Consider the following 12281-nt stretch of genomic DNA (forward strand, 5'->3'; position numbering starts at 1 on the left):
GGCGTAGAGTGACTGCCCTTGGAGAAGCGAGCCTCACCGGCGCGTTCGACGGAGGTTCTGTGGCCGGAAATGCAACGACCCGATTCGAAAACGTATCCCTGCTCTCGGTTGCGAGCACCCTGCCCGGTCGGGTGACCACATCAGACGACATCGAGTCTCGCCTCGGGGCTGCGCTCACTCGGCTCAAGCTCCCCAGCGGACTTCTGCAGCGCGTCGCGGGCGTCCGAGAGCGCCGCAACTGGGCGCCCGGCGAGTCCGCCGACACCGCCACCATCGCGGCCGGCACGCGCGCGCTGGCTCAGGCGGGGGTCGAGCCCGCCAGTGTCGGCCTCCTGATCAACACGTCGGTGACCCGCAAGCACCTCGAGCCCTCCGTCGCCGTGCGGATCCATCACGGCCTGGGCATGCCCAGCTCCGCCATCAACTTCGATGTCGCCAACGCCTGCCTGGGCTTCGTGAGCGGCATGAGTCTCGCGGCCGGCATGATCGACTCGGGTCAGATCCGGTACGCGATCGTCGTGAACGGCGAAGACGCGGACGAGATCCAGATCAACACGATCGAGCGGCTGCTGCAGCCGAATGTCGACCGAGCGGCCTTCATGAGCGAGTTCGCGACGCTCACGCTCGGCTCGGGGGCGGCTGCAGCCGTGCTCGGCCGCGCGGACGAGCATCCGGAGGGGCACCGCATCGTGGGCGGGGTCACGCGCGCCGCGACGCAATTCCATGACCTGTGCGTCGGCAGCGTGGACGGGATGTTCACGGACGCGAAGGCGCTGCTCAAGGGCGGCCTCGATCTCGTCGTCTCGGCATGGAAGGAGGCGGGACCCCGGTGGAACTGGTCGTCGATGGATCGCTACATCACGCATCAGGTCTCCTCGGTGCACACGAACGCCATCATCAAGGCCGCGAAGCTCGACCGCAGTCGTGTGCCGACGACGTTCCCCAGGCTCGGCAACGTCGGACCCGCGTCGATCCCGATCACGCTCGTCGAGCAACAGGCGACGCTCCGCCGGGGGGATCGCGTGCTGCTGATGGGGGTGGGCTCCGGCCTCAACACGGCGATGATGGAGCTCGCGTGGTGATGGCATCGGCATCGTGACGCGGGAAGCGGCGACTCCGCCCCCACACCTCCCCGGACTCGACGCCCGCTTCAGCCGCGTCGCGGCGGTGCCTGGCCGGGGGATGGATGCGGGACTGAGTCGCACCTGGCACTATCTCGACAACGGAGAGGCGCTTGCCGATCTGGGGGTGCCGATCGCGGGGACGATCGTGGCGGTTCACGGCAACCCCACGTGGTCGTACCTCTGGCGGAACCTCGTCGCCGAATCCGCGCGGAGCGCCGCGGAAGGCGGCCCCGCGTGGCGGGTCGTGGCGGTCGATCAGCTCGAGATGGGGTTCTCCGAGCGCACCGGCATCCACCGCCCACTCGCCCAGCGCGTCGCCGACCTCGGAGCGTTCACCGACGCGCTCGCACTCGACGGCCCCGTCGTCACGCTCGGTCACGACTGGGGAGGCGTCGTGTCACTGGGCTGGGCGGTCGACCATCCGTCGACCATCGCCGGCGTGATGCTGCTCAACACCGCGATCTCCCAGCCGGTCGGGACGCCGATTCCCGCCCCGCTCCGGATCGCCCGTGCACGCGGCCTGCTGGACGCATCTACCGTCCACTCCACGGCGTTCCTCTCGACCACGCTCTCGCTCGCCTCGCCGGCACTGGATCCGGCGGTGAAGGATGCCTACCGCGCCCCGTACCGCTCGGCGGCGCGACGCCGTGGCATCGGCGCATTCGTGGCCGACATCCCCGCCGACCCGGCGCACGAGAGCTTCCCCGAGCTGGAGCGGATCGCGACCGCGGTCCGGAGTCTGCAGGTGCCGGCGCTGCTGCTGTGGGGTCCCGAAGATCCGATCTTCAGCGACCGCTACCTCGATGATCTCGTCGACCGGATGCCGCACGCCGACGTGCACCGGTTCGAGGGTGCGGGCCACCTCATCGCCGAAGAGCGTCCCTTCGCGGATGCGGTCCTGGCATGGCTCGGCGACAACTTCGCCCACGATGAGGATTTCGGCGAAGCCGGGCCGCGCCGATCCGCCGTGCCCGCTGTGGCAGAGCCGGAACCTCCTCGATTCGTGCCGTTGTGGCACGGACTCGACGAGCGGCGGAGCGACGACGCGATCGCCGTCATCGACATGTCGACGCGCGGCGGACCCCGTCGGGTGAGCTGGCGTCAGCTGGACGACAGGGTGCGCCGCATCGCTTCGGGGCTCAGCCGGATCGGGGTGCGGAAGGGACACCGGGTATCGCTGCTGGTGAAACCCGGGCCGACCCTGACGGCCGTGCTCTACGCGTGCCTGCGGATCGGGGCGGTCGTCGTGGTCGCCGACGCGGGCCTGGGCGTCAAGGGCCTGACCCGGGCAGTGCGCGGCGCGTGGCCCGACTTCGTCATCGGCGAGACGCCGGGGCTCGCCGCGGCACGCGTCCTCGGCTGGCCGGGCGTGCGCATATCGACCGCGCGGCTGCCGACCCCCACCGCGCTGGCGCTCGGCGTATCGCACAGCCTCGGCGACCTCGTCGCGCTCGGCGACGACCTCGCCCTCCCCGATCCGCCCGATGCCGACGACGAGGCCGCGATCCTGTTCACCTCCGGGTCCACCGGTCCCGCGAAGGGCGTCGTCTACACCCACGCCCAGCTCTCCGCGCTCCGCGATGTGCTCGCGAGTCACTTCGAGGTCACGCGAGACACCGGGCTGGTGACCGGCTTCGCTCCCTTCGCACTGCTGGGCCCGGCCCTCGGCACGCTCTCGGTGACACCGGAGATGGATGTCTCCTCCCCGCGCACCCTCACGGCGAGCGCCGTCGCGGCAGCCGTCCGAGAATCGGACGCGGGCATCGTGTTCCTCTCCCCGGCGGCGATTCTCAATGTCGTCGCAACGGCCGGAGAGCTGACCCCGCAGGATCGCGAGGCCCTGGCGCGCGTCCACACCTTCCTCTCGACGGGAGCCCCGATCGGCGCGAAGCTCCTCGCGTCGGCCGCCGCCCTCATGCCCCACGCGACGCCCCATACGCCGTACGGCATGACCGAGTGCCTTCTCGTGACGGATACGACCCTCGACGGCATCCACTCCGCGGCTGAGGAAGCCGATGCCGGGGTGTGCGTCGGTCGGCCGATCGGCACGAACCGGGTCGCCATCAGCGCATTGGATGCCGAAGGGGCGGCGACGGGACCACTGAGCTCCGAGCCCGGGGTTCTGGGTGAGATCGTCGTCTCGGCTCCTCATCTGAAAGATCACTACGATCGGCTCTGGCTCACCGACCGCGCCGCGGAACGGGACATCCCCCACGACCCGGATGCTGCGCCGGCCCGGTGGCATCGCACCGGCGATGTCGGGCACCTCGACGCGCACGGGCGCCTCTGGGTCGAAGGCCGCCTGCCGCACGTGCTGGTCACGCAGGCGGGGCCGATCGCTCCAGTGGGACCTGAGCAGCAGGTCGAGAGGGTCTCCGCCGTGCGCCGCGCCGCCGTCGTCGGCATCGGACCCGAAGGCCTTCGACAGGCCGTCGCGGTCGTGGAGACCGTCCCGCCGACGCGTCGACCCGGACTCGCGGACCCGGATGTGACGCGAGCCGTGCGCTCGAGCACGGACCTCGCGCTGGTCGCCGTGCTCGCCGTCCCCCGGCTCCCCACGGACATCCGGCACAACTCCAAGATCGATCGCACGCGACTCTCGCACTGGGCTGAGGGCGTCCTCGCCGGCGGAAGACCGACCGCCCCATGACGGTGCTCGTCACAGGAGCATCGGGATTCCTCGGCCGCGCCGTCGCGGCCGAGCTCGTCGCCCGCGGCCACACCGTCCGCTCCCTGCAGCGTCGACCCTCCCAGGTGGACGGCGTCACCGACGTCCGCGGCTCGGTCGCCGATCCGGCGCTGATCGCACGCGCGGTCGACGGTGCGACCTCGGTGGTGCACCTCGCCGCCAAGGTCTCCCTGACCGGGACGCTGCAGGATTTCCGCGCCGTCAACGTCGAGGGGACCCGGTCGCTGATCGATGCCGCCGAGCGCGCCGGTGTCACCGGGTTCGTCTACGTCTCCTCCCCGTCCGTGGCACATGTGGGAGCGGCCCTGGCCGGGGTCGGAGCAGAGCCGGCGTCGCCGCGCCACGCGCAGGGCCACTACGCGCGGACCAAGGCGGAGGCGGAGCTGCTCGCGCTTGCTCGCGACTCGACCGGGTTGCAGGTCGTGGCGATCCGCCCGCACCTGATCTGGGGCCCCGGCGACACGCAGCTCATCGAGCGGATCGTCGAGCGCGCCCGCCGCGGACGACTCCCCCTGCTCAACGGCGGCACGGCCCTCATCGACACGACCTACATCGACAACGCGGCGACAGGCATCGTCGCCGCACTCGACCGTCTCCCGCGCGCGCACGGGAACGCCTACGTCCTCACGAACGGCGAGCCGCGGCCGGTCGGGGAGCTCATGGCGGGCATCTGCCGCGCTGCCGGCGTGCATCCGCCGCGCTGGAGCGTACCCGCGGGGGTGGCGCTCACGGCCGGCACCGCCATCGAGAAGGTGTGGGCGGTTCTCCCCACGCGGGACGAGCCCCCGATGACGCGTTTCCTCGCACAGCAGCTGTCGACGGCGCACTGGTTCGACCAGCGTGAGACGCGCCGCGCCCTGGATTGGTCGCCGACGGTCTCGATCGATGAGGGACTCGATCGCCTGGCCCGCAGCTACGCGGCGTGAGGGTCGGGGCGCGGCATCCGGCGAGCGCTGACAGAATCGAGGCATGCCGACCTGGCTCCTGTTCTCGCTGGTAGCACTCGCCTTCGCCGCGCTGGCGACCTGGGTCTCGCGCCGCCTGCTCGAGACCCAGGTGGGGTGGGTCCGGTCCGTCGTCATCTCGTTGGCCGTCTTCTCGCTCAGCATCCCGCTGGTGCTGTGGATGCTGGAGCAGTCCCACATCTACGCCGACGGGAAGCTCCTGGTCGGCTGGCCGGTCGCCGCGACCTTCTTCGCCCTGATCATCGGGTGGGTGTTCGCCATCGTGGTGGTCGTCATCGTCATCAGCGAGTTCCTGGTGCCCACCCGTCCGCTGCGCAATCCGATCGTCCTCATCCGTCAGGCCATCAAGCGGCGCGATCGGGCCAGGCGCTACGCGCAGATCGTCGTGATCGCCTCGCGGCACGGGCTGGGGCTCTACCAGAACCGCGCGCGGGGCTACAGCGAAGAGCTTCCTGAGGCGCTCGTCTCCGCCCTGAACGAGGCCGGGGTCACCTTCGTCAAGCTCGGCCAGGTGCTCTCCTCTCGCGAGGACGTGCTGCCGCCCGAGTTCATCAGGGCCCTTTCGACGCTGCAGATGGACTCGACGCCCATCCCGTGGGCGGAGGCGGCCGCGGCGATCCGGGCGGAGCTGAAGCGCCCGTTGGAGGAGGTGTTCCGCTCGATCGATGAGACCCCTCTGGCAGCGGCATCCGTCGCCCAGGTGCACGCGGCGACGCTGCTGGACGGTGCCCGCGTCGTCATCAAGATCCAGCGCCCGCGCGCGCGGGCGCAGGTGACGACCGACCTGGACATCCTCGAGCGACTCGCGGCGGACGCCGAGCGACGCACGGAGTGGGCCCGGGAACTCGGAGCGCGCGCGCTGGCGGCGGAATTCGCGCGCGCCCTTCGCGAAGAACTGGACTACCGCGTCGAGGCCGCGAACACCGAGATGCTCCGCGAGGCGATCGCGAAGTCCCGGTCGGCGGCACTGAACGTCCCGAAGGTGCACTCCGAGCTCTCCACGTCGCGGATGCTCGTGCTCGAGCGCGCGGACGGCATCCCGTTCAGCCGGCTGACGCCGGATGCCCTGGAGCCGGAGGCCGCTCGCGCGATCGTCGATCACGTCGTGGACTCGGTGTTCGAGCAGATCGCGGTGCGCGGCGTCTTCCACGCAGACCTTCACGCGGGCAACGTGATCCTGGCGGAGGACCGGACCATCACGCTGATCGACTTCGGCGCCGTCGGCGTGCTCGAGCGCAGCGTGCGCAGGCTTCTTGCGCCGCTGCTGGTGGCGATCGCCAACGAAGACGACGTGGCGGCCACAGACCTCGTGCTGCTGCTGTGTGCGCCGATGTCCGGCGGGAGCGTCGAGCAGACCGCGCTCCAGCACGACATCGGCGCGATCCTGACGCGCGTGGCATATGCGCGAAGCGACGAGAACGTCTTCAGTGCGCTCGTCGATGTGCTCCGCAAGTATCGGCTGGCGATGCCGCCGTCGCTGCTCCTCGTCTTCCGCACGCTGACGTCGCTCGAGGGCACGCTGCGCAGGCTGGTGCCCGGTTACGACATGGTCGGCCGAGGGCTGTCGCAGGCTCCGCAGATCGCGCTCCAGCTCTCGTCTCCCCGACGACTCGCGCTCGACCTCCAGGCTCAATCGGCGATCGTCGCCGAACAGCTCCGGCGAATGCCCCGCCGCATCGAGGGGATCACCCAGTCGCTGCAGGACGGCACCTTCTCGGTGCGGATCCGAGCCCTGGAGAGCCCCGAGGACCGTCGGTGGGTGGACTCGATCGTCGGGGAGGTCACGGCGACCATCGTCGGCGTCGCACTCGTGGCCACGGGCTTCTTCCTCGCCGTGTCGGATGTCGGCCCCGCGCTGACCGACGACGTGCGGGCATTCTCGTTCCTCGGAAGCGTGCTCGGTCTCGGCGGGATGCTGCTGCTGCTCCGCAGTCTGAGTGGAGCCTTCCGGCGGCGCACCATCGACCGGTGAGACCCGCCTGACATCCGCGGCGGATTCCCCGCGGCCTCGGGAGTGACGGCGTGCATCGCGGATGCCGCCATGCCGTGCACCTCCGTGAGTTCCACCGTGTCCTGCGGGAGTCCTGTGGCTGAGATCCTCATCGATCCTCTTCCGAAGTTCTGTAACATCCATTAGATTCATGCCACGTCGTACATACTTTGTACTCGCTGTTTCAAAGGAGAAGTCATGCGTCCCCCAGCCCTTCACATCGGTGCGATCGCCGTCGCCGCGGCCCTCGTGCTAGCCCCGGCCGCTGTCGCGTCGGCCGCACCGAGCGCCGCCAACCAACACCCCCATGCCGTGCTCATCGGGGGAAACCTCAAGGAGAACGCCGAGATCCTGCAGACGATCGTCGATCTCGCCGACCCTGACGGTGCCGGTCCGCGCAAGGCTCGGATCGCCATTGTCACGGCCGCGGCCCCCGCTGCCCGCACCGCCGGCGACGCCGCCGACGACTCGAAGAACAACGCCGCCGCCAACGGGCTGTACTACTCCGCGCTGTTCCAGAGCTACGGCGCCGAGACCTACGCTGTGCCGATCGACACCGGTGTCGACTTCCCGGGTGACACCTACACGCCCGCGAACGCCTCAGACCCCGCAGTGGCGGCCGAGATCGCGGCATCCACCGGTCTCTTCTTCGGCGGCGGCGACCAGATGCGGTATGTGCGCACGCTCTTCTCGTGCGATGACGCAGAGCTCGAGGCCTACACCGACTGCACAGACACCGCTGCGATGACGGCGATCCGCCAGGTGGCGGCGCGCGGCGTCGTGTCGGGCGTGAGCGCCGGCCTGACGATCCAGCAGGGCGCCGACATGATCACCGGCGGCGAATCGTACGAGGCCTGGCGCGACGGCGCGGCCGCGGGCTACCTCGACGATGAGCGTGCGCTCGGCTACCTGCCGTACGGCGGCTTCGGATTCGTCGACGGCGTCCTCATCGACAGCCACTTCACGACGTGGGGCCGCGAGGGCCGCGCGGTCAAGCTTGCGCTCGAAACCGGCCACCCGTACGTGCTCGGCATCGACGAGACGACCGCCGTCGTCCTCGACCGCACCACGGGCAAGGGGGCCGTCATCGGCGAGCACGGAACATCGGTCCTCGACCTGACGCAGGCCGTCACGACGGAGAGCGGTGTGGCGGGAGTCCGCTGGAGCTATGCGAGCGCGGGCGACGGCATCCGGCTCGGCGATACGGCCGGCGTCGTGAAGGGCAAGGATGCCTCACCCCTGAAGGCACGCGGATCCGCCGCGGAGCCCCGCACCGATATGTGGGACTCGCTCGACGGAGTGGGCGGCGCCTACACCCTGCGCGACCTCGCACGCGAGGTCGTGGGGTCCGCATCCCGCACGGGCCAGGGCGTCAGCTTCGAGACCGGACCCCGGTTCGCCACGACCCTGACGCGTGACGGTGCCACGGCCGCGTGGACGACCCGCGCCGGCGCCGTCTCGTTCGCCGGGCTGCGCATGGACATCGCGACGGTCGACTGAAGCATCCCGCACGCGCGCCCGGCCCCTGCGGGGGTCGGGCGTTTCGCGTCTCGGGCAGGACCGCAGACGGGAGGAGTGCCCGTCAGTAGAGTCCCAGGTCGCTCGCGACCTTGTCGGCGCGCGCCATGCGGTCGACCGCGGCATCGCCGAGCCGATCGAAGCAGCCCGCGACGACGGCCTCGATAAGGGCGAGAACGGGAGTCAGGGCGTCGAAGGGCGAGGGAGCGCCGGTCTCGCTCGACAGGACGACGTCGGCGTCCGACGCGATCGGCGAGAGCCAGCTGTCCGTGAAGAGCACGATCGAGGCGTGCCGGGCGCGGGCCGCACGCGCCAGACGCTGCGTGTGATCCTCGTAGCGGCGGTAGTCGAACAGCACGAGCACATCGCGCCGCCCCATGTCTTCGACGAGAGCGGCCCGCGCCGGTGCGTCGTCCGGGAGGACACGCACGCGGGGACGGAGCTGCTCGAGATGCAGCGCGAGCACCTGCCCGAGCAGGCCGCTGTAACGGCCGCCGGCGATCAGCACGGCGCCGGGCGCCGACGAGATGAGATCGACACTGCGGTCGAGATCATGCGTGCTGAGCTCGTCGAAGGTGCGCTGAAGCGTGGCGACCGAGATGGCCGCGGCGCGCTCGCGCAGCGACGCCGAGGCGTCCTCGCGCGGAGGACGGCTCTGATGGATGCGCAGGGGCGAGGCGGAGCGCTCGTCGAGGTCGCGCCGCAGAGCCTCTTGGAAGTCCGGGAAGCCGCGGTACCCCAGCCGCTGCACGAAGCGCAGGACGGTCGGCCCGCTCACTCCGGCGCGATCGGCCAGGCGCGCGACCGTCTCGAATCCCGCCGAAGGGTAGGCCGACAGCAGCACGCGGGCGACCTTCCGCTCGGCGGGCGAGCAGTCGCCCATGCCGCGGCGGATCGACTCCGCGATGCCGGCCTCGGCCATCTCGAGCACCTCCGACCTCGACAGTAGCGCGCTCACTCCGCCGCGATGCGCACGACGAGGCCGGCGAGGAGCGCGACGCGATCTGCGACGCTGCCGAGGTCGAGCCATTCGCTCTCGGCGTGGTCGTCTCCACCGATGGGCCCCAGGCCGTCGAGCACCGGGGTCCCCGTGGCCGCGACGAAGTTGGCGTCGGAGACTCCTCCCGTCGCGGCGCCGGCGACCGCGATGCCGAGCTCGGCCCCGACCGCCGCGGCGGCGGCGAAGAGGTCGGCTGTCGCGTCCGGCTCGAGCGGCGGACAGACCGCCATGCGCTCTACCTCGGCCGAGACGCCGTCGATCACGGTGGCCGCCGCGCGCGCCTCGATGGCGGCGAGCGCCCACTCGAGGTCCGCGAGCCGTGCGGCCCTCACCTCGCCGAGCAGACGGGCGGAGGCCGGGACGACATTGGTGCGCTCCCCCGCGCTCACGACGCCGATGTTGACCGTCAGATCGGGGCGAGCGCCGCTCAGGGACTGCACGTCGAGCAGGAGATGCGCGGCCTCGACGGCGGCGTTGCGACCGCGGTGCGGCTCGACGCCGGAGTGAGCCGCTCGGCCACGGATGTCGATGCGCACATCGGCGACGCCCTTCCGGGCGGTCACGAGGTCGCCGTTCTCGCGCGCGCACTCGAGGCAGAGCGCGGCATCCATCCCCCTCGCGAGCTCCGCGAGGATCGCCCCGGAAGCCGGCGATCCGACCTCCTCATCGGGCGTCAGGGCGATGACGACCTCCGCGAAGTCGGTCCAGCCGCTCTCGGCGAGCAGCCTCGCCGCATAGAGGCCGGCGAGGACCCCGCTCTTGTCGTCGCACACACCGGGCCCGTAGGCCCGACCCGCATCTTCGCGGTAGGGCCGGGCGGCGGCCGTGCCGTCGGCGAAGACGGTGTCCAGGTGGGCGAACAGGAGAATACGGCTGCTGCCGGTGCCGCGCATGCGCCCGACCACGACGCCGCCGAACGCGGTGCCGTCCGAGAGGGGTGTCGGCACGCGCTCGACCTCGAGTCCGATCTCGGCGAGGCGCTCCGCGCACCACTCCCCCGCCCGGTCGACGCCCGCGGCGGAATGAGAGCCGGAATCGATGCGGACCAGCGCGGCGAGGTCGCGGCGGAACGCCGGAACGAGCGCCTCGGCCCGCGCGCGCAGGATCGGCGCCGTCGGTGCGAGGACGGCGCCCGGAACGGGCGGCATTACAGCACCTTGGCGAGGAACGCCTGCGTGCGGGCCTCCCGCGGGTTGACGAGGACGTGCGAAGGATGCCCCTGCTCGACGACGACGCCGCCGTCCATGAAGACCGCGACATCGCCGACCTCGCGGGCGAAGCCGATCTCGTGGGTCACGACGATCATCGTCATGCCCGACGCCGCGAGGTCGCGCATGACGTCGAGGACGTCGCCGACGAGCTCCGGGTCGAGGGCCGAGGTCGGCTCGTCGAAGAGCATGACCTCGGGATCCATCGCGAGGGCTCGTGCGATCGCGATCCGCTGCTGCTGGCCGCCCGAGAGCGCGCTGGGGTACGCCGAGGCCTTGTCCGCAAGGCCGACGCGGTCGAGCAGCTGCATGGCGCGCTCGCGGGCCGCGGCCCGCGGCGTCCCGAGGACCTGGACGGGCGACTCCGTGATGTTCTCGAGCGCCGTCATATGGGGGAAGAGGTTGAACCGCTGGAACACCATGCCGACGCCGCGGCGCTGGCGTGCGACATCCTTCTCCCGGAGCTCGTAGAGCTTGCCGTTGCGCTCCTCGTAGCCGACCGTGCGGCCCGCGACGCGGATCATGCCCGCGTCGATCTTCTCGAGGTGGTTGATGCAGCGGAGAAACGTCGACTTGCCGGAGCCCGAGGGTCCGAGGAGGCACGCGACCTGACCGCGCTCGACCTGGAGGGTGATGCCCTTGAGCACCTCGAGCGATCCGAAGCGCTTGTAGACGTCACGCGCGTCGATGATCGCGCTGGTCGTGGTGGATGCCCCTGCGGCGGTCGCTGCGGGTTCGGTGGGGAGCATGATCGTCACTTCTTTCCGTCCTTCCAGCGACGCAGGAGTCTCAGCGCGCCGTTCTCGCGGGCACCCGCGACACCGCGTCCGAAGCGACGCTCGAGCCAGGCCTGCGGCACGGCGAGGATGCTCGTGAGCACGAGGTACCAGATGGCGGCGACGATGAGGAGCGGGATGATCTTGAAGTTCTGGGCGTAGGCGGCCTGCAGGTTGGACATCAGGTCGCGACCGGCGATGACCGAGACGAGCGCCGTCGTCTTCAGCATCGTGATGACCTCGTTGCCCATCGGAGGAACGATGACCCGCATGGCCTGGGGAAGGACGATGCGCCGCATCGTGCGCCCGGGCGTCATCCCGAGGGAATGGGCGGCTTCGGTCTGACCGTGATCGACCGATGCGATGCCGGCACGGACGATCTCGGAGGCGTACGCCATCTCGTTGAGACCGAGTGCGAGGAGCGCGGCGACGGTCGCCGGGATGAGGTCGCTCGTGCCGATCGACCAGAACTCGACGTCGGTGAACGGGATGCCGATCACGATCTTCGGGAGGAAGGCGCCGATGAATCCCCAGAAGATGAGCTGGAGGAGCACGGGCGTACCCCGGAAGATCCAGACGAAGAGCCCGCTCACGACCCGCAGCACGGGGTTCGGCGAGAGCCGCATGATGGCCACGACGACACCGCCGGCGAGGCCGATCGCCATGGCGGCGATCGTGAGGTAGATGGTCGTCGCGAGGCCCTGCAGCGTCAGCGGGGCGAAGAGGTACTCGCCGACCGTCGGCCAGTCGATGTTGGGGTTCTGCGCGAACGCCAGGATGAGGGTCGCGGCGACGAGGCCGACGATGATGCCCGAGACCCACCGCCAGGGGTGGCGCAGGGGGACGGCCTGGATGGGTGCCGGCCGGCGCTGGTCGGTCGCATCGGCAGCGGTGCCGGTTGCGAGCTGTGGCGACGATGCCATGATGCTCCTCGATCGTTTCGGGCAGATGCCCGGTGGTGGATTGGCGGGGGCGACCCGATGCCGGCCAGGGGGTAGTCGGCACCGGGTC

General features: G+C 70.7%; 9 protein-coding genes. 5 read left to right on the top strand and 4 right to left on the bottom strand.

Annotation, left to right across the window (positions count from 1 at the left end; translation table 11 throughout):
• Window positions 1-59 precede the first annotated feature (59 nt).
• The 5 genes from AAIB33_RS13540 (at window position 60) to AAIB33_RS13560 (ending at window position 8268) form a co-directional block, all read left to right on the top strand.
• Window positions 60-1082 (top strand): 3-oxoacyl-ACP synthase III, encoded by a 1023-nt coding sequence (locus tag AAIB33_RS13540; protein ID WP_345800486.1) that lies wholly within the window; start codon window positions 60-62, stop codon window positions 1080-1082.
• 13 nt (window positions 1083-1095) lie between these two features.
• Window positions 1096-3774 carry an alpha/beta fold hydrolase gene (locus tag AAIB33_RS13545; RefSeq protein WP_345800487.1) on the top strand — a complete coding sequence of 893 codons (2679 nt, stop codon included), beginning with the start codon at window positions 1096-1098 and terminating at the stop codon, window positions 3772-3774.
• Complete coding sequence (locus AAIB33_RS13550) at window positions 3771-4739, top strand: NAD-dependent epimerase/dehydratase family protein (protein ID WP_345800488.1); 969 nt, start codon at window positions 3771-3773, stop codon at window positions 4737-4739. Before AAIB33_RS13545 ends, AAIB33_RS13550 begins: the two co-directional genes overlap by 4 nt.
• A gap of 43 nt (window positions 4740-4782) precedes the next feature.
• Window positions 4783-6750, top strand: coding sequence for an AarF/UbiB family protein (locus AAIB33_RS13555; RefSeq protein WP_345800489.1), 1968 nt, complete (start codon window positions 4783-4785; stop codon window positions 6748-6750).
• Between the two features lie 216 nt (window positions 6751-6966).
• Window positions 6967-8268, top strand: coding sequence for a cyanophycinase (locus AAIB33_RS13560; RefSeq protein ID WP_345800490.1), 1302 nt, complete (start codon window positions 6967-6969; stop codon window positions 8266-8268).
• A gap of 82 nt (window positions 8269-8350) precedes the next feature.
• On the opposite strand, the gene AAIB33_RS13565 is transcribed toward AAIB33_RS13560, so the two are convergent.
• Genes AAIB33_RS13565 through AAIB33_RS13580 form a run of 4 tightly spaced genes read right to left on the bottom strand, consistent with a single transcriptional unit; the run spans window position 8351 to window position 12193 of the window.
• Complete coding sequence (locus tag AAIB33_RS13565; protein WP_345800491.1) at window positions 8351-9208, bottom strand: MurR/RpiR family transcriptional regulator; 858 nt, start codon at window positions 9206-9208, stop codon at window positions 8351-8353.
• A 32-nt stretch (window positions 9209-9240) separates the two neighbouring features.
• On the bottom strand, window positions 9241-10434 hold the full coding sequence (locus AAIB33_RS13570; protein ID WP_345800492.1) for a M20 family metallopeptidase: 1194 nt from the start codon (window positions 10432-10434) through the stop codon (window positions 9241-9243).
• Window positions 10434-11243 carry an amino acid ABC transporter ATP-binding protein gene (locus AAIB33_RS13575; RefSeq protein ID WP_345800493.1) on the bottom strand — a complete coding sequence of 270 codons (810 nt, stop codon included), beginning with the start codon at window positions 11241-11243 and terminating at the stop codon, window positions 10434-10436. Before AAIB33_RS13575 ends, AAIB33_RS13570 begins: the two co-directional genes overlap by 1 nt.
• A 5-nt stretch (window positions 11244-11248) precedes the next feature.
• Window positions 11249-12193: an amino acid ABC transporter permease gene (locus AAIB33_RS13580; protein ID WP_345800494.1), complete on the bottom strand. Its 945-nt coding sequence runs from the start codon at window positions 12191-12193 to the stop codon at window positions 11249-11251.
• Window positions 12194-12281: the final 88 nt, after the last annotated feature.

The sequence above is a fragment of the Microbacterium sp. AZCO genome, from assembly GCF_039614715.1.
Classification (GTDB): Bacteria; Actinomycetota; Actinomycetes; order Actinomycetales; family Microbacteriaceae; genus Microbacterium.